This is a genomic window from Sphingobacterium sp. UME9 (assembly GCF_014170215.1).
GTDB classification, from domain to species: Bacteria; Bacteroidota; Bacteroidia; order Sphingobacteriales; family Sphingobacteriaceae; genus Sphingobacterium; species Sphingobacterium paramultivorum.
The window spans coordinates 271,570-289,278 of sequence record NZ_LZZP01000014.1; the positions used below are offsets into that span (position 1 = coordinate 271,570).

A 17,709-nucleotide genomic window follows, 5' to 3' on the forward strand; every position below is an offset into this window, starting at 1 on the left:
TGATCAGTGTATGATTAGCCCTTATTTTTTATCTCTTTTTACTTTACTGTTGATGCTTATTTATGTTTATTCTTCCACTTTTAAAAGCAGTTTATCGATGCGGTGTCCATCCATATCGAGCACCTCAAAAATTAGGTTTTTAAATCGCACGCGTTCACCTTCTTCGGGTACGTGATCTAATCTTAGGAACACGAGGCCTCCTACGGTGGTTACATTGTTGATCTCATCTTCATCTTCTTCAGAAAGACCGATTTCAAATTCATCCAAAAGGTCCTCGATCTGATATTGTCCGTCGACAACATAATCGCCGTTTTCCAATTGACGTATTGTCGGACGTGCACTTAGGTCACTTTCTGTAATGTTGCCCACCAGATCGCCAACAATATCCCGTAACGTAATAATTCCCTGTGGTGAGCCATACTCATCAATGACAACCGCCTGATGGATACTGGAGGTACGTAAGGTATTCATAATGCTATAAGATGAACTGAATTCGTTAACAAACTTGATCGGTAACATAAGTGTTCTTAGATCAAATGCTTCGTTCTGGAGGCATTGACGAAGTAATGATTTTACATGAACAACACCTTTAATATTGTCGAGGCCACCTTCACAAACTGGGTAGATGGAATGATCGTTGTCCAAAATGATCTTTCTGTTTTCTTCAAAGGAATCTTCCAGATCCAAGAATACAATGCTTTTGCGGTGAGTCATTAGGTTGACCGCTTTTTTGTCACCTAAACTCAACAAACGGTCGACGATATCGTGCTCAATACCTTCGATGACGCCACTGTCGACACCTTCGTCTACTAACGCTTTAATTTCTTCTTCTGTGACACTATTGCCGCTACTCTTGATATTGAGTATTTTGACAATAAACTCTGTCGACATACTGAGTAGCCATACAAATGGCCGAACGATTTTGCTGAGCAGGTTCATCGGGTAAGCGATCAGCATGGCGTACTTCTCCGGAATAGCCATACCGATACGTTTGGGGACCAGTTCACCAAGCACCAACGAAAAGTAGGTGATGATAAAGACGACAATGATGACGGCGAGCTGTTCACTATAGGGGGCTATGATACTGGATTTATTAAAGATCTCTACGAGGTAAGATGAAATACTGCCGCCAGAAAAGAATCCTGTTAGGATGCCAATAAGGGTAATACCTATTTGTACAGTGGATAGAAAGCTGTTGGGCGATTCTTTTAGGTTTAGCGCTATTTTGGCAGCGGCATTGTTTTTATCGCTTTCAGCCTGTAGCCTTGCCTTTCTGCTGGATACGATGGATATTTCTGATGCCGATAGTATTCCGTTTAGAATAATCAGGGCTAAAATAATAATTGCTTCGGTAAGCATAATGAGTTGAAAAAGTTATTTGCTAGGGCTAATTTACGGAAAAGACCAGCCAAATAGTAGGATTATTATGATTATGTCAAGTATTCATAAAAAAAGCCGTATATCTTTCAATACGGCTTTTATGATAATAGGCATGTTTTTTCAATTACATTCCACTGTCATCTAACATAAAGGTGTTTTTCTTGGTTTTCCATTTTCCTTTTGTGAAATCAGGGAATTCCAACGTTTTATTTCCTTTTGCAATAGACTCGGTAGATAATGGGAATACGGCACTCATGGTTACCGAATCATACACGTCAATTGGAGTCTGTACCTTTTGTTTTACAGCCTGAATAAACGCATTGAATACAAACCAGTCCATGCCGCCATGACCAGAACCGTTTGCTACCTCTTCATATTTTTGCCAGATTGGGTGATCGTATTTCTTTACCCATTCGTCTGCAGAATCCCAAGTGTGTGGTTTGGATTTACCCTCGATGTGAATACCTTTGGCAACATCCATCCAAATACCGTCTGTTCCCTGTACGCGGAAACCGATAGAGTAAGGTCTTGGTAAGTGTGTATCATGCGTTAATAACATGGTTTCTCCATTCGCACACTGTAACATCGTTTGAGTGATATCACCATTTTTGTAATTGATCTTACCATTAGGATGTCCTGGGGAAACTTTATTGACATAGGCTGCCAATCCACGGGCTTTACTTGAGTACGAAGTGATATGAGTGAATCTGTTGCCCTTGTTGATATCTGCAAATTGCATAATTGGACCTAAACCGTGTGTAGGGTATAGATCACCATCTTGGTCGATATTGAACTGTGTACGCCATTGAGCCTCAGAAATCGCTTTCGGACCATATTCAACGCCATGGCCATAATAGGCTTTTCCGTCATTGAATAATACCTCGCGTAAATCGTGTTGATAACCGCCTTCCAGGTGCAACAATTCACCAAATAGTCCTTGTCTGTGCATGTTCAATACAGCAAGTACATCACGACGGAATGCAACATTTTCTAGGGTCATGTAAGGCTTTCCAGTTTCTTCGGATACTTTCACAATATCCCAGTGATCTTGTAGCGTTAAACCTGCAATAACCTCGCAACCCACGTATAGACCAGCTTTCATTACATCGATAGCTTGGTTTTTGTGGAATTGCCAAGGCGTTGCAATAATGACAGCATCTAATTTTTCATTGCTTAACATCTTTTTGTAAGCATCAACTCCACCAGTATACTCTTTTGGAAGTTTGGTGCCTTTTGCATTGAATTGTTTACGGCATTGTGCTAGAGATTCTTCCTGGGTGTCACAGACAGCCACAATTTCTAGATCATCTCTGTTTAGGGCAATTTGAACGTGATTACGTCCTCTAAGGCCTACGCCAATAAAACCGATTTTTATTTTCCCATTTGATTGAGCAAATAATTCTGTACTTGAAAGGACACCGATTCCAGCTGTAGTGATGGCAGTCGATTTTATGAAATTTCTTCTATCCATTGTTTTGAGATATAAGGAGTTTGTATATTAGTTATTTACTTGTTTGAAAACAGTCCTTAAGACTGGCTACTATTAACAAATATATTATTTCATTTGGGATAAATGAAAGTGCAAACGTTTGCTTAATTTTATTAAATTTCATGCAAACGTTTGATTGAAATAAAAATTATCATTTATTAATTCAATTTGTGATATTGCAAGCACATTGATGATTTAAAAAACATAGTTTAATGTCTGATTTTAACCAATTAGTAGTAGAGAGCGCAGCAAAACAATTCACATTAGAAGGAGATATCATTTCAGTGCAACCGTTTGGTTCTGGTCATATCAATGATACTTATCGTGTAGTTACTACTGTAGATAGCGGTATATCGCATTTATTACAACGTATTAACCACCATGTTTTTCCGAACGTGGATGGATTAATGCATAATATTGAGATTGTCACCAAGCATCTTAGTAAGAAAGTTAAAGTCGCTGAAGGAAAAAGAATCAGCGATCATGTATTGACAATTGTTCCTACAAAAGATGGGAAATTATATATAAAAGATAGTCAGGATAATTATTGGCGCATGTTTATCCTCATAGAGGATACCAAAAGCTATGATATTGTAGAGACTGAGGTACAAGCCGCTGAGGGTGGTCGTGCTTTTGGTTTGTTTCAAAAGCAGCTCTCGGATTTAGATGCTTCATCGATCGTTGAGGTACTTCCTAACTTTCATAATATAGAGTTTAGACTCGAAAATCTTCGAAAAGCGATCGCTAAAGATGTCTGTCAACGCGTAGCGTCGGTGAAAGACAAATTGGATTTTATCTTTAGTCGTGAAGATCGAATGAAAACCATTCTTGAACTTGGTAGTAAGGGGGAGCTTCCGCTGCGTATTACACATAATGATACAAAGTTTAATAATGTGCTCTTAGATCGCCACGATAAGATGCAATGTGTCATCGATTTAGATACTGTCATGCCGGGCTATGTGGCATATGACTTTGGGGATGCTATTCGGACGATTATTAATCCCGTTGCCGAGGATGAGAAGGATGTTTCGAAAATTCTGCTAAATCTTGCTTTATATAAGGCATATGCCGAAGGTTATTTGGAGGAAGCTAATGACTTCTTGACAACTTTGGAGAAAGAAACATTAGTAGATGGAGCCTTCTTATTGCCATATATGCAAGGAGTACGTTTCTTAACGGACTATTTGGAAGGAGATCATTACTACAAGACTAAATATGAGGACCATAATCTGGTGCGTACAAATACGCAACTGAAATTGGTTGAAGAGATGGAAAAGAATGAAGCATTTATGCGAAAGGTAGTTTTTGATTGCATTTAACAATTTTATACCTTTAATCATATTGAGAAGCTTCCATCGCGTAGATGAAGCTTCTTTTTTCTGTAAAAAAAATATTCGAATGAAAAAACTAACCATTTTGCCTATCGCAGCGGAGCTGACCAATACACTAGATTATCATACTTTGTCGAAGCTCTTGAGCAATCTTGAATCGCATTCTTTGGAGTTTAATAATTGGAGCGAATCTTTCCCGTATAAACCTGAGGTACAATTTAAGATTGGCTACACCCGGGAGTATCTAGTGTTGCAGTACGATGTCGTCGAAGAACAACTTCGGGGTAATTATTCCGAAACAAATCAAAATGTATGGGAAGATAGTTGTGTGGAGTTCTTTATTTCATTTGATGGACGTAAACATTATTATAACCTGGAATTTAATCTAATTGGAACGGGCTTGATCGGTTATGGCCCGGCTGAAAAGGCGAGTCGAAATCGGTTGGATATTACAACGATAGAACAGGTGCGTACTTACTCTTTAATTGAGCGCAATGGTTCCGATAAGCGATGGAGTATGATTGAGGTAATTCCACTTGCTGTATTTCAGTTTGACGATGTTGTAGACCTGAAAGGTAAACTGATACATGGAAATTTTTATAAATGTGGTGATCATCTCAAACAACCACATTTTATATCTTGGAATAAAATAGAAAACCCAACTCCTAACTTCCATCTCCCCGAGTTTTTTGGAGAAATGGTCTTTGGTTAGGAGTTGAGTAAAAAAGTTGATGCTTATTGGTAAACAGATTCTTTTTTGAATTTCTTTGCCAATAAAGCATATACTAATACACGGTATTTATTTTTATTGGATTTGCCAATAGCGGTAATCACTTCCTCTAGTGCCTTGTCTAAATCCGGCCCATCTTTTAGGCCTAATTTTTTGATCAAAAAATTTTGTTTGACACGGTTCAGTTCTTCGGGATCTGATGCAGCGACGGTTTCGGAGTCTGCATTGTAAATGGAAGGTCCTATTCCTTTTGTTACTTTTGCAATAAATGCTTCATCTAATGATAAGCCTAGCTTTTTTGATTCTGCAACATATGCAGCAATTTTTTCATCTAATTTGCTCATAATTATGTAAGTGATTTAATTGTAGTGAGTTAAGTTAGGTAAAAAAGTCGATAAACAAAATTATTCTTTGGGTTAGGATAAAGATTGTTACATTTGTACCCTTGATAAGTGCTGTTAACTAAAATGTGGAAAATTTCAACTAATTATTCTTCGTAATTGTTGTAAGTTACATTTTTATAAGTTATCTTTGCACCTCAATAATTGAATATACGTAATCATAATAATAATGAAAAAAGATTTGCATCCTTCAAATTACAGATTAGTTGTATTTAAAGATATGTCAAATGACTATGCTTTTATTACAAAATCTTGTGTTGATACTAAAGAAACTATCACATGGGAAGATGGTAATGAGTATCCAGTTGTAAAACTAGAGATCTCTCATACATCACACCCTTTCTATACAGGTAAAATGAAATTGGTTGATACTGCTGGTCGTATCGACAAATTCCGTAATCGTTACAACAAAAAATAATTGTAGCAGATCTGTATATTACAATATTAAGAACTCGATAAATATAATTTGTCGAGTTTTTTTTGTTATTTTTAATTTGTGAAAATCTTCTTTACAGATTGCTTTGATTCGATCCAATTGTTGGATAAGCTTAGCTCCCCATTAACTACTTTTGATAGAAAGAGTCTTTATCCATTTACTTTCGTGAAATCTTGTTTGGACCTTCGGGTTGGTATACTGACTTTACGGGAGAAATGGCAAAAATTAGCTTTAGAATTTGATGTACACTATATTACCGCTCGCTCGAACGAGGAGGGGGTTATTTGGCTATCTGAGAACGTTATCCCGTCAGTAGTATTATTGCAGGCTATACAGCGCTTGGGCGCAGGAGAGGTCCTTGTATGGGGCGGATACGTTGTAGCTTGTTGTTATACCCATATGGGCTCTTATCGTGTACAAGAGTTTGATACGTCAGTGGATCTACTAAAAGGGGTAGAAGATCTGTTTTTGCTTACAGGAACTGAAATAACACGTGATTTCAATCTTCTGGTACAAGGTGTTCAGTCGTTCGATATATCTGTGACAAATCAATTGTTAGGTAATGACCTTTATGTAGCCGCTCGTGTTAGCATGGAATGTGCTACCCTCAATACCCTACAAGGTCCCATATATATCGATGAAGATGTTACAATTATGGAGGGAGCGCATTTGCGTGGTCCATTATACCTTGGTAAAGGAGCCGTTGTAAAAATGGGCGCTACGATTTATGGCAATGTTTCGATAGGGAAGCAGAGTGTCATTGGGGGAGAGATCGGAAATTCCGTCATTGGTGATTTTTCGGCCAAGGGGCATCATGGTTATCTAGGTTGCTCGGTGATAGGGGATTGGTGTAACTTAGGGGCTGGTACCTCTAATTCCAATTTGAAGAATAACTTAAAGACCGTTTCAATTTACGATTATGCATTGGATGGTGTTCGGGATACAGGTCTGTTAAAATGCGGAACCTTTATTGGAGACTATACGCGTCTTGGTATCAATTCGGCTTTAAATACAGGGACGGTAATTGGAATTGCAAGCATGCTAGCAGATACAAGTTTTTATGCTAAATTTGTACCGTCATTTGCTTGGGTGTTTGACGGAGGTGCGCAGACTTATGAATTTGATAAGTTTATGGCATATTTGGAGACGCTGTATGCATCAAAAGGGGAGGAGCTCTCGGAGCAGATTAAAGATAAATTGAATCAACTTAACAAAAAATATAATTAAATCGTAAAATCATGCGTAAAAAAATCGTAGCTGGTAATTGGAAAATGAATTTAGACTATCAATCAGGATTGAGCTTGTTTTCTGAAATTATCAATATGGCCAAAGATGAAGTGATTGGAAACCAAGAATTGGTTGTTTGTAGCCCATTTATTCATTTGTCAAGTCTTGGACAATTGTCGAAAAATGTTGCAAATGTAAATATCGGTGCACAGAATATTCACCAAGCTGAGTCCGGAGCCTATACAGGTGAGATTTCGGCTTCACAAGTAAAATCAGTAGGTGCTTCACATGTTATTTTGGGGCACTCTGAAAGACGTGCTTATTTTGGGGAGACTGATGCATTGTTGGCATCTAAAGTGGATATTGCATTAAAGCATGATTTAACACCAATATTCTGTATTGGAGAAACAAGAGAAGAACGCGAATCTGGAGCTTTCTTTGATGTGATCAAAACACAATTGACAGATGGATTGTTCCACTTGTCTAAAGAAGCTTTTGCATCTGTGGTATTAGCATATGAGCCAGTTTGGGCAATTGGTACTGGTTTGACAGCTAGCCCTGAGCAAGCACAGGAGGTTCATAAATTTATCCGCGAGGTGCTAGCTGACCAATATGGTCAAGAGATTGCTGATAATACAAGTATTCTTTATGGAGGGTCTTGTAATCCAGGTAATGCAAAAGATTTGTTTGCTCAAGCCGACATCGATGGTGGTTTGATAGGAGGGGCTTCTTTAAAATCGAGAGATTTTATTGATATCGCTAAAGTATTTAACGGCTAATTTTTAGAAATGAAATACGTAGAGGTTATCTTTCAAATGCGATCAGGTGAAGAATGGCAAAAGGATTTGTTGATATCTGATTTGGCTGATATTGGCTTTGATACTTTTGAGGATACCGAATCTGGATTTGCAGCTTATATTTCAGCTGCAAATCTTGACTTGCAAGCATTAGAAACTTTGATGCTTCAACCTTATGAAGGCCTAGAGGTCGATTATAAGATACAGGAAATAGAAAACCAGAATTGGAATAAATTGTGGGAAAGTAATTTCAACCCAATTGAGGTGGGGGGGCAATGCTATGTGCGTGCAACTTTTCATGAGGCAAAACCGGAGTTTCCCTATGAAATCATTATAGATCCGAAGATGTCTTTTGGCACTGGCCATCATCAAACAACTTCGATGATGCTTCAGTATATTTTGGAGAATGATTTTAATGGCAAGCAGGTTTTAGACATGGGCTGCGGTACAGGTATTTTGGCCATTTTGGCATCAAAAAAAGGAGCGAATTCTGTGTTGGCTGTGGATTATGATGAAATATGTGTTGAAAGTGTGATCGAAAATAGGGTACTCAATCATGTTGAGGATATTGAAGCGCTCTGCGGATCTTACGAAGTATTAACAGATCGGGTCTTTGATGTGATTTTGGCAAATATTAATCGTAACATTCTTTTAGAACAATTACCTCAGTATGCATTGAGCATTCGTACAGGGGGTGAGCTGTACCTAAGTGGTTTCTATGAGCAGGAAGATTTAGCAATCTTAAGCGATGCGGCGACGTCATTAGGTTTTGAGTTTATCTCCAATAAAGTTTTAAATAATTGGTGTGCAGCCAAGTTTGTGAAGCGATAATTTAGCTATGCGGATTCATTTTATAGCAATAGGTGGTAGTGTGATGCATAACCTTGCTATTTCATTGGCAAAACAAGGGCATCAAGTGACAGGTTCTGACGATCAGATCGTAGAGCCTTCCCGTTCCCATTTGATTGAAGCAGGCTTGCTTCCTAATCAATTGGGCTGGTTTGAGGAAAAAGTGACGGAGGATATTGATGCTGTGATCTTGGGTGCTCATGCCCAGGCGGATAATCCTGAATTAAAGCGGGCGCAAGAATTAGGTCTTAAAATTTATTCTTTTCCAGAATTTATACAAGAGCTTTCACAGGATAAAATCCGGGTGGTTATCGCTGGAAGTTACGGTAAGACAACCATAACGAGTATGGTGATGCACGTTATGCGATTTCTAGGAAAAGAATTTGACTATTTGGTAGGAGCTCAATTAAGGGGCTTTGATAAGTTGGTTGATATTACTAAGCATAATAAGATTATTATTATCGAAGGAGATGAATATGTTTCATCCAAGATTGATCCGAAGTCTAAGTTTTTGTATTATAAACCGAATATAGCCTTAATTTCGGGTATTGTATGGAATGAGTTTAACTCGAAAATATCACAAGAGGAATATATTAAACAATTTGAAGATTTTATTGACTCAATTCCACATAAAGGTACCTTAATTTATAATAAGGAAGATGTTGTGTTACAGAAGGTTCTTCAAGATACGAAAGATTGTAAGATCAATAGACATGGCTATAAGATTCCTGATTATACAATTAATAAGGGAGTAACTTATATCAGCACACCGGATGGTGATGTTCCTTTGCAAGTGTTTGGTAAGCACAACCTATCCAATATTGCTGGGGCATATACGATCTGCGAATGGTTGGGGATCAAAAAGAAAGAGTTCTTTGAGGCTATAAAAAGTTTTAATACTTCGATCCGTTATTTGGAGTTTGTTGCAAGCTCGGAAGGATCTGTGGTTTATCAGGATTATGCCTGTAATGCGGATAAAGTGAAGTCAAGTATTCACGCCGTGAAAGAGCAATTTCCTAATCAGAAATTGGTCACAATTATTGAATTAAACTCGTATGATAGTTTAGATTCTTCCTTTTTGTTACAATATGCAAACTCGATGAAAGAGTCGGATGTATCTGTGGTCTACGTGAATATAAATTCTTGTAAAGAACTTAATAAAGATATCGAAAGTGTTCCAAATAATATTAAGGATAATTTTAATAATCCTGATTTAGAGGTTGTTGTGAGTTTAGACGGACTCTATTCATTTTTAGATGGTGTCAAATCAAAGGGCTACAATTTACTTCTTATGAGTTTAAATAATTATAATGGGGTTAATTTGTCCGTGCTGGCTGATCGGTTTTTTAGAGATTTTTAGAGAAAAAATTATAATTTAATGTAAATTAAATTATAATTTATTATTTTTGTTTAAAATATCTACCAGATGAATGCATTAGGAAAAAAAATCAGATTACTTAGACACCAAAAGGGGTGGAGTCAAGAGGATGTTGCAAAACGATTGGATATCTCAATCCCAGCATTTTCTAAAATTGAAACAGGGATTACAGATGTGAATTTGTCTCGCCTGAATCAAATCTCAAAATTATTCAATTTGACAGTTGTTCAACTTTTATCTACTTCTGATTCTGAAGAAGACAAAGAGTATGTAAATGAGGTGAATGCTTTGACGCAAAAATTACAACTACGCGATAGCGAAGTAATTGAATTGCAGAAAAAGGTTATTGACCTTTATGAGCAATTGCACAAAAGATAAGGCATATTAAAATTGTTACCGAAAAGGCAATCCAAAGGGTTGCCTTTTTTTGTTTATGCAACTTTATTTTGGTCAAAAGTGATTTTGTTTTTGTTTCTTTGTAAGTATTTTATCAAAAAAATAAAGGTTGATTATTTATGGGGAGATTAAACGGGGATATTACGACTAGCCCGTCGACTGATTTTTTTAAGTCAAATGTATTGGGACAGCGTTCAGGGCTCTTTGTCCTTTTCTTTACTGAAATGTGGGAACGTTTTTCGTTCTACGGGATGCGTGTACTCTTAATGCAGTTTTTAACTGCTGCAGTTATTCAAGGTAGTCCTTTCTCGGGATGGTCCTGGACTGCACAACAAGCTGGAGCACTTTATGGGACCTATGCCATGATGCTCTATTTAACTCCTATTATAGGAGGGATTATAGCGGATAAATATATTGGATCACGTAAAGCTGTGATTATCGGTTCGGCGATTATGACGCTTGGCCATGCTGCCATGGCCTTTGATACTTCGATTATGTTTTTCCTTGGTTTAGTGTGTCTAGTTATCGGAACGGGTTTCTTCAAGCCTAACATGCCATCTATCTTAGGTGAGATGTATAAAGATTTGCCAGAAAAAAAGGACGGAGCTTATACCATATTCTATATGGGGGTCAATGCCGGCGCTTTCTTTGGTATGATGCTCTGCGGATATATTGCCGAAACTTACGGCTGGCATTGGGGATTCGGTTTGGCTGGTATCTTTATGCTTTTGGGAACACTGCAGTTTGTTTTCGCAAAACCACTCATGGGAAATCTTGGTGTTTTAAATAAGTCCACCTCTGGGGAGCATAAAGTTATCGCTGAGGATACGGATACAAGAAATCCATTTACCATACGTGATTATGTATTGATAGCGATAGTTTCTATTATTGGTTTTGTATACGCTTTTAATGACCCTTTATCTAAGAATGGTATTGTTGATGTATTTTCTCGTTTGGATACGCCGTTTCTAAGAGGGCAGTATATAATGGTCATTGTGGCGTTAATTCTCTTCATATATCTTATTGTTACACGGATTATGCGTTATGATAAGGTTGTAAGGGATCGGATGTTCGCAGTTGTGCTATTGGCTTTTTTCTTGGTCTTCTTTTTTATGAGCTTTGAGCAGGGGGCAACTTCATTAGTTCTTGTGGCTAGAGATAATATTGATAGATCACTTACTGGTGCTGCATTGACAACCTTTAATGTGGTAAATGGTTTATTGACGATTGTGCCGCTTTCGATTATCTCTTGGGTTCTGATTAAATTGGCAAAAGTAACCTGGGACAAAATTGCCATTTCAAATATCGTATTGTTTATCTGTTTTGGGTTGATTTGGGGAGCAGTAATCTGGATGTTGTACAATGAGTTCAATAAAGAAGCATCAGAAATCAAAGTTTCTTGGTTCTCTATCTTAAACTCATTTTTTATTATTGCACTTGCCTCTTCGGTATCCAAAATTTGGGAGTCGAAGTATAATCCATCAGCAGCCTTTAAATATGGCTTTGGTCTGATCTTGGTTGCGATAGGATTTTTCATTATTGGATTAGGATCAATAGGAATAAGTCAGGGTGCTAAAATCTCGATGGTATTTTTGGTGCTGACCTATTTGTTCCATACATTGGGTGAATTATTTATTTCACCGGTAGGACTCTCTTACGTATCGAAATTGGTGCCGGCTCGCATGCTTGCATTTATGTTTGGAATCTGGTATTTGGCGATTGCTATTGCACAGAAGGTTGCAGCGGTATTGGGAGGACAAGTGGAAACCATTCAAGAGGAACACTCCTTGAGTTACTTCTTCTTCTTATTTACAGCAATTCCTGCCTTAGCAGGCCTGTTAGTAATGCTGTTTAATCCATTGATTAAACGATTGATGCACGGAATTAAATAACAAATATATAAGCTTCTTTTACGAAAGAAGCTTTTTTGATTAATATAAATTAGTATGGAGGTTAGTACAAGGGAATCGCTAGAAGAGATTCAAAATTTTGACGGAAAGTACCCAAAGCAAATCTGGAGTTTGTTTTTTTCCGAGATGTGGGAAAGATTCTGTTTCTATGGTATGCGCGGTATGTTGGTGTTCTTTATGATCACACAACTAAACTTTGCTGAAAAGGATGCCAATTTACAGTATGGAGCGACACAGGCATTTGTTTATGCGTTTACATTCATAGGTGGGCTGTTTGCAGACAAAATTCTTGGTTTTAGAAAGTCTTTATTCTGGGGTGGCTTATTGATGATCGTAGGGAGCTTATTTCTTGCAGCAGATCCGCATAAGTATTTCTTTTTTGGTTTATCATTTATCATTATAGGTACCGGTTTTTTTAAACCCAACATATCAACGATGGTAGGCGAGCTGTATAAAAAAGGTGATGTTCGTCGTGATGGTGGTTTTTCATTGTTTTATGCGGGAATAAATTTAGGGGCATTCTTAGGCGGATATATCTGTGTTGCGATCGGTAAAGGATATATGCTGACGTCAATTATTTCTGAGGGACATCGTTGGAATGTCGCTTTTGGTTTGGCGGCGGTAGGAATGTTGGTTAGTTTAGTGAATTTTCACTTTACCAAAAGGCATTTAGGACCAATAGGACTTCAACCAGGGGATCCTGAGGCCATAGTAAAGACGAAGGCATTACCGAAATGGGTAGAATATGCTGTATATATTGCCACGTTGATTTTTATCCCTATTATTCAGATCATGGTGTCAAAAACGCAGTATACAGACTATTTTATGTACACAATTGGCCCATTGACGCTGTTGTATCTTTTCTATGAGATGTCTAAAGTGACTGCTGAAGAGCGGAAGAAATTAATTGCAGCCCTGGTGTTTATTCTTTTCTCGATTATTTTTTGGGGAATATATGAGCAAAGTGGCGGCTCCTTAAGCATCTTTGCTGCTAAGCATTTGAATGATTCTTTATTGGGCGTTATGACGCTCGATCCAAATGGTGTTAACAATTCAGGTGGAGCATTATTTATTATTGCATTAGCACCTCTTTTTGGTCTTTTTTGGATTTGGTTGGGCAAACGTAAACTTGAGCCAAATACCATTATTAAGTTTGGTCTTGGTTTTGTTTTCTTGGGATTAGGTTATTATGTTCTATTTGCTACGCGTTTATTCGCTCACGACGGTATGACCTCATTGGATGTCTTTACCCTTGCGCTGCTTGTTATTACCGTTGGGGAGCTTTGTCTATCACCAATTGGTCTTTCCATTATGACGAAATTGTCTCCGGCGAGATTACAAGGTATCATGATGGGAATGTGGTTCTTGGCGAGTGCTTATGGTCAATATGTAGCAGGTTTGATCGGTGCTAGTATGGCCGAAGCTAAGGAAGGAAGTTCATTGGCGGATAAATTGGTGACTTATACGGAGAGTTATAAACAATTAGGCTTATATTCTTTGATTGCTGGTGTGGTGCTTATAGCCTTGTCGCCCGTTGTGCGTAAATTGATGGGTAACGTGAAATAAGCGTTAATAATTTTGACACAGTAAAGTTATTCTTTCAACATAAAAAAAGCTTGATTATTAAATCAAGCTTTTTTTTATATCAATAAATCCATTTGAATTTATAATCTTTTTCTGGAACCTTCATCCGATCAGCCAGTCTAGCCAAACGATCTGGTAGTTTCAGTAGATAATCTCTCGCTTTCTCACCTTTATCATTCAGGCCGGTAACTTGATCTATTTTCCACTCACTATTCAGCTCTTTTAAGATATCCACGTAGTCCAAAGCAGTATATACTCCCAATCGTTGGGCCGCGTCTGAGAAATGTGCAAACGCTTCTCCTTGGGGCTCGCCTGCTTCTCTTAAGAACTGGGCTGGCATAACGATTTTTTTACGCATCATATCCTCAAATGCAATCATGACTTCACTCGCGTCTACTGTGATTGCTTTTGAAATAAAAGACATATAGGCTTTGGCATGGCGTGCTTCATCAGATGCGATGACACCACACATTTTTGCCAAAAGTTTATCACCGCTTTTTTTGGAAAGCCCAGATACACGACGGTGGGAAACGTTGGTTGCCAATTCCTGAAATGAAGTATAAATAAAATTCCGGTAAGGGTCTGCACCAGTACCGATATCAAAACCGTCTTGAATAAGATATTGCGTAGACATTTCAAATTGACGCATGTCTATTCTACCCGACAAATAAAGGTATTTGTTCAACAGGTCACCGTGGCGGTTTTCTTCAGCCGTCCAAGCGCGTACCCATTTCATCCATCCACCTTGCTCGTTTTTGTCAACGTCTTCTACCATGGTCAACCATGATTCGTACGTTGGAAGGGCCTCTTCGGTGATGGTGTCTCCAACTAATACTGCGACCAAATCATAAGAGAGTTCTTTTGCACTTTCCTGCAACTCTTTTACTTCCTCAAAAAAACTGTCCCTAGAAGAATCTGGAAGAAAATCGGCAGGTTGCCACATTTCTTCAACAGGCTTCAGGTATTCGCTCATCTCATTGAGCATGAACGGTTCCAAATAGGCCATCACTTCTTTACGTGAGCCTTCTGGTAAATTTAGAGGTAATTCTTGCATATCATTACAAAGGTAACTAAATAGCATCAATAAATTATAAAAGCTAACTATAATTGTTTAAAATGCCAAAAAATCCTTTTTTGGCTGAGGATACCTTCGAAAACCGACATTGATAATGACATAAAAAACAGATTGGCCAGCCCGTATTCGATAAAATACTATTAACTTTGTATAAATTATTTAGACGACGTTGGAAAAATTTAATATAGATAAAATACGTGCCGATTTTCCGATTCTCAAGAGAGAAGTAAATGGTAAACCATTGGTTTATTTGGATAACGGCGCGACAACACAGAAGCCGAGTTCTGTTATCGATTCGATTGTACATTATTATACAGATATGAATAGTAATGTGCATCGTGGCGTACATTATCTTAGTCAGATATCGACGGACGCTTTTGAGGTGACTCGGAAAAAAGTTCAGGCTTTCATCAATGCCGCTGAAGATAAGGAAATCATTATCACCAAAGGAACAACAGATGGAATTAATCTGATTGCAACTTGTTATGGCAGAGCTTTTATCCATGAAGGTGATGAGATTATTATCTCAGCGATGGAACACCATTCTAATATTGTGCCTTGGCAGATGCTTTGTGATGAAAAGGGCTGTAAAATTCGGGTCATTCCGATGAACGATAAAGGTGAGCTTGATATGGATGCCTACAGCAATTTGTTTAATGAGAAAACCAAATTAGTTGCTGTAACCTATGTTTCAAACTCCCTTGGGACAATCAATCCTGTGAGTGAGATGATTTCAATTGCTCACCGACATGGTGCTGTTGTGTTAGTTGATGCTGCGCAGGCGGTTCAACATATACAGATTGATGTTCAAAAGCTTGATGTAGATTTTCTGGTATTCTCCGGACATAAAATGTACGGCCCTACTGGAGTTGGGGTGTTATACGGTAAAGAGGATTTATTGAACGCGATGCCGCCTTATCAAGGTGGTGGAGATATGATTAAAGAAGTTACTTTTGAAAAAACGACCTATAACGAACTGCCCTTTAAATTTGAGGCCGGTACGCCCAATATTGAGGCCGGTATCTGTTTGAACGAGGCTATAGATTATATCAATTCAATAGGTCTGGAAAATATTGAGGCTTACGAACATGATTTGTTGCAGTACGCTACGGAGAAGTTGGCTGAAATTCCAGGCATGCGGTTTATTGGAACGGCCGAGAAGAAATGTTCCGTTATTTCATTTGTAATTGACGGCACGCATCCTTATGACGTTGGTGTGATCTTGGATAAATTAGGAATCGCTGTGCGTACAGGCCATCATTGTGCCCAGCCTGTCATGGATAGGTTCGGTATCCCGGGAACTATTCGTGCTTCTTTAGCGGTATATAATACAAAAGAGGAAATAGATATTTTGGTCGCCGGTATCCAACGCGCGGTCAATATGTTGATTTAATAAAAAATAGGTATGACCATTAATGAAATACAGGATGAATTAATTGAGGATTTTGCTTTCTTTACGGATTGGATGGAAAAATATGAGTACATCATCCAGCTGGGAAAAGAAGTGCCTCTAATTGATGAACAATACAAAACAGATGAATATATCATCAAAGGATGTCAGTCCAAAGTATGGCTTTTCCCGGAAATAAAAGATGGAAAAGTGTATTTTACGGCAGATAGCGATGCGATTATCACAAAAGGCTTGGTGAGTTTAATGGTCAAAGTGCTATCTGGACATAGCGCCAAGGAGATCGTTGATGCCGATTTATATTTTGTAGATAAAATAGGGTTAAAAGAACATTTGTCACCGACAAGGGCAAATGGCTTGCTATCCATGATTAAGCAAATGAAATTGTACGCATTGGCATTGCAAGTGAAAGTTTAAAAGGGGATTATTCATCCCCTTTTCTTAATACTATTTTACATAGCTCTTATCCTCAGCTTGAGGTCCCTCTTGAAATTATCCTATGAGCTCCTGGATAATAATTTTTTTCATTTTCATGAGCGCTTCATTTGCCCCCGGTCGCTGCAGTAATGTTGCAATTTGTTCGGGTACGATCTGCCAGCTTACGCCGAATTCGTCTTTACACCAGCCACACATGCTCTCTTTACCTTTCTTCGTGATATTATTCCAGAAATAATCAATTTCCTGCTGATCTTTACAGAGGATGGTGAGTGAAATACCTTCGTTAAACGTGAAAGTTTGAGGAACTCCGCTATCCATTGCCATGAGCGTAAAATCCCGGACTAAAAATTGGGTATGTTGGATTGATCCGATATATTCACCTTCTGTGTATTTCATGATCCCATTGCTTCGAAAATCATGAAATAATTCTGCATAAAATGCTAAAGCCTGTTCACAATTTCCCTGTTGCTCTCCGCAATACATTAAGGTTGGTACAATTGCCTGTTGGTTGGTGTCGCTTAGTTTACCGAGGTATAATTGCCAATTGACGCCAAACTTGTCGGCCAGCCAGCCGTAGTAAGGGCTCCAAGGGTAGGAGTTTAGTGGCCTTAAGGTATTGCCGCCCACAGAAAGTGAATTCCAGATACGATCAATTTCCTCTTTGCTTTCGCAAATGGCCATAAAAGATATGGATGGGTTGGGTTTGAATATGGGACCTCCATTTATTCCAATAAATTTTACACCGTTTAGGACAGCTTCAACAACGATGGGAGAGCTATTGCTAATATGGCTTTCGGGGAAGATGCGACAGTAAAGATCAAAGGCTTCCTGCGCGTTTTGATCGAACCAAATGGATGGGATAATTGAATTATTCATCATT

At 38.2% G+C, this 17,709-nt stretch carries 17 protein-coding genes; 12 read left to right on the forward strand and 5 right to left on the reverse strand.

Annotated features, from left to right (window positions below; translation table 11 throughout):
- Positions 1 to 66: 66 nt before the first annotated feature.
- Together A9970_RS27990 and A9970_RS27995 are read right to left on the reverse strand one after the other, a co-directional pair.
- Positions 67 to 1,359, reverse strand: coding sequence for a hemolysin family protein (locus A9970_RS27990; protein ID WP_153844760.1), 1,293 nt, complete (start codon positions 1,357 to 1,359; stop codon positions 67 to 69).
- Between the two features lie 145 nt (positions 1,360 to 1,504).
- Positions 1,505 to 2,851 carry a Gfo/Idh/MocA family protein gene (locus A9970_RS27995; RefSeq protein ID WP_182984461.1) on the reverse strand — a complete coding sequence of 449 codons (1,347 nt, stop codon included), beginning with the start codon at positions 2,849 to 2,851 and terminating at the stop codon, positions 1,505 to 1,507.
- Between the two features lie 230 nt (positions 2,852 to 3,081).
- Between A9970_RS27995 and A9970_RS28000 the strand changes: the two genes are divergently transcribed.
- Both A9970_RS28000 and A9970_RS28005 read left to right on the forward strand, forming a co-directional pair.
- Positions 3,082 to 4,188, forward strand: coding sequence for a phosphotransferase enzyme family protein (locus A9970_RS28000; protein ID WP_088162810.1), 1,107 nt, complete (start codon positions 3,082 to 3,084; stop codon positions 4,186 to 4,188).
- Between the two features lie 79 nt (positions 4,189 to 4,267).
- Positions 4,268 to 4,912: a carbohydrate-binding family 9-like protein gene (locus tag A9970_RS28005; RefSeq protein WP_159731265.1), complete on the forward strand. Its 645-nt coding sequence runs from the start codon at positions 4,268 to 4,270 to the stop codon at positions 4,910 to 4,912.
- 23 nt (positions 4,913 to 4,935) lie between these two features.
- Here A9970_RS28005 and A9970_RS28010 read toward each other — a convergent pair whose 3' ends face one another.
- Complete coding sequence (locus tag A9970_RS28010; protein ID WP_088162808.1) at positions 4,936 to 5,274, reverse strand: DUF2853 family protein; 339 nt, start codon at positions 5,272 to 5,274, stop codon at positions 4,936 to 4,938.
- A gap of 226 nt (positions 5,275 to 5,500) precedes the next feature.
- Here A9970_RS28010 and A9970_RS28015 point away from each other — a divergent pair, with 226 nt between their 5' ends.
- The 8 genes from A9970_RS28015 (at position 5,501) to A9970_RS28050 (ending at position 13,890) form a co-directional block, all read left to right on the forward strand.
- The gene (locus A9970_RS28015) at positions 5,501 to 5,749 is read left to right on the forward strand and encodes a type B 50S ribosomal protein L31 (protein WP_046671774.1); all 249 of its coding nucleotides are present in this window, start codon (positions 5,501 to 5,503) and stop codon (positions 5,747 to 5,749) included.
- 78 nt (positions 5,750 to 5,827) lie between these two features.
- Positions 5,828 to 6,994: a putative sugar nucleotidyl transferase gene (locus tag A9970_RS28020; protein ID WP_182984462.1), complete on the forward strand. Its 1,167-nt coding sequence runs from the start codon at positions 5,828 to 5,830 to the stop codon at positions 6,992 to 6,994.
- Positions 6,995 to 7,005: 11 nt separating this feature from the next.
- Positions 7,006 to 7,773, forward strand: coding sequence for a triose-phosphate isomerase (gene tpiA, locus A9970_RS28025; protein WP_120333340.1), 768 nt, complete (start codon positions 7,006 to 7,008; stop codon positions 7,771 to 7,773).
- Positions 7,774 to 7,782: 9 nt separating this feature from the next.
- Positions 7,783 to 8,622 carry a 50S ribosomal protein L11 methyltransferase gene (gene prmA / locus A9970_RS28030; RefSeq protein WP_153844756.1) on the forward strand — a complete coding sequence of 280 codons (840 nt, stop codon included), beginning with the start codon at positions 7,783 to 7,785 and terminating at the stop codon, positions 8,620 to 8,622.
- A gap of 7 nt (positions 8,623 to 8,629) precedes the next feature.
- Positions 8,630 to 10,000: a Mur ligase domain-containing protein gene (locus A9970_RS28035; protein WP_182984463.1), complete on the forward strand. Its 1,371-nt coding sequence runs from the start codon at positions 8,630 to 8,632 to the stop codon at positions 9,998 to 10,000.
- 66 nt (positions 10,001 to 10,066) lie between these two features.
- Positions 10,067 to 10,396, forward strand: coding sequence for a helix-turn-helix domain-containing protein (locus tag A9970_RS28040; protein WP_153844754.1), 330 nt, complete (start codon positions 10,067 to 10,069; stop codon positions 10,394 to 10,396).
- 137 nt (positions 10,397 to 10,533) lie between these two features.
- Positions 10,534 to 12,306: a peptide MFS transporter gene (locus A9970_RS28045; RefSeq protein ID WP_182984464.1), complete on the forward strand. Its 1,773-nt coding sequence runs from the start codon at positions 10,534 to 10,536 to the stop codon at positions 12,304 to 12,306.
- A 54-nt stretch (positions 12,307 to 12,360) separates the two neighbouring features.
- Positions 12,361 to 13,890, forward strand: a complete 1,530-nt coding sequence (locus A9970_RS28050; RefSeq protein ID WP_115046804.1) for a peptide MFS transporter — start codon at positions 12,361 to 12,363, stop codon at positions 13,888 to 13,890.
- Positions 13,891 to 13,969: 79 nt separating this feature from the next.
- Here A9970_RS28050 and A9970_RS28055 read toward each other — a convergent pair whose 3' ends face one another.
- The gene (locus tag A9970_RS28055; protein ID WP_159731273.1) at positions 13,970 to 14,962 is read right to left on the reverse strand and encodes an acyl-ACP desaturase; all 993 of its coding nucleotides are present in this window, start codon (positions 14,960 to 14,962) and stop codon (positions 13,970 to 13,972) included.
- 190 nt (positions 14,963 to 15,152) lie between these two features.
- Between A9970_RS28055 and A9970_RS28060 the strand changes: the two genes are divergently transcribed.
- Positions 15,153 to 16,376, forward strand: coding sequence for a cysteine desulfurase (locus tag A9970_RS28060; protein WP_159731275.1), 1,224 nt, complete (start codon positions 15,153 to 15,155; stop codon positions 16,374 to 16,376).
- 12 nt (positions 16,377 to 16,388) lie between these two features.
- Positions 16,389 to 16,808 (forward strand): SufE family protein, encoded by a 420-nt coding sequence (locus A9970_RS28065; protein ID WP_153844750.1) that lies wholly within the window; start codon positions 16,389 to 16,391, stop codon positions 16,806 to 16,808.
- Positions 16,809 to 16,883: 75 nt separating this feature from the next.
- Here the strand turns inward: A9970_RS28065 and A9970_RS28070 are convergent, their stop codons facing one another.
- On the reverse strand, positions 16,884 to 17,708 hold the full coding sequence (locus A9970_RS28070) for a VOC family protein (RefSeq protein WP_182984465.1): 825 nt from the start codon (positions 17,706 to 17,708) through the stop codon (positions 16,884 to 16,886).
- Position 17,709 lies beyond the last annotated feature (1 nt).

Bases quoted from the DNA above. Each gene is read 5' to 3' on its own strand.
- A9970_RS27990 (WP_153844760.1), bottom strand. From the start codon at position 1,359: ATGCTTACCGAAGCAATTATTATTTTAGCCCTGATTATTCTAAACGGA.
- A9970_RS27995 (WP_182984461.1), bottom strand. From the start codon at position 2,851: ATGGATAGAAGAAATTTCATAAAATCGACTGCCATCACTACAGCTGGA.
- A9970_RS28000 (WP_088162810.1), top strand. From the start codon at position 3,082: ATGTCTGATTTTAACCAATTAGTAGTAGAGAGCGCAGCAAAACAATTC.
- A9970_RS28005 (WP_159731265.1), top strand. From the start codon at position 4,268: ATGAAAAAACTAACCATTTTGCCTATCGCAGCGGAGCTGACCAATACA.
- A9970_RS28010 (WP_088162808.1), bottom strand. From the start codon at position 5,274: ATGAGCAAATTAGATGAAAAAATTGCTGCATATGTTGCAGAATCAAAA.
- A9970_RS28015 (WP_046671774.1), top strand. From the start codon at position 5,501: ATGAAAAAAGATTTGCATCCTTCAAATTACAGATTAGTTGTATTTAAA.
- tpiA (WP_120333340.1), top strand. From the start codon at position 7,006: ATGCGTAAAAAAATCGTAGCTGGTAATTGGAAAATGAATTTAGACTAT.
- prmA (WP_153844756.1), top strand. From the start codon at position 7,783: ATGAAATACGTAGAGGTTATCTTTCAAATGCGATCAGGTGAAGAATGG.
- A9970_RS28035 (WP_182984463.1), top strand. From the start codon at position 8,630: ATGCGGATTCATTTTATAGCAATAGGTGGTAGTGTGATGCATAACCTT.
- A9970_RS28040 (WP_153844754.1), top strand. From the start codon at position 10,067: ATGAATGCATTAGGAAAAAAAATCAGATTACTTAGACACCAAAAGGGG.
- A9970_RS28045 (WP_182984464.1), top strand. From the start codon at position 10,534: ATGGGGAGATTAAACGGGGATATTACGACTAGCCCGTCGACTGATTTT.
- A9970_RS28050 (WP_115046804.1), top strand. From the start codon at position 12,361: ATGGAGGTTAGTACAAGGGAATCGCTAGAAGAGATTCAAAATTTTGAC.
- A9970_RS28055 (WP_159731273.1), bottom strand. From the start codon at position 14,962: ATGCAAGAATTACCTCTAAATTTACCAGAAGGCTCACGTAAAGAAGTG.
- A9970_RS28065 (WP_153844750.1), top strand. From the start codon at position 16,389: ATGACCATTAATGAAATACAGGATGAATTAATTGAGGATTTTGCTTTC.
- A9970_RS28070 (WP_182984465.1), bottom strand. From the start codon at position 17,708: ATGATGAATAATTCAATTATCCCATCCATTTGGTTCGATCAAAACGCG.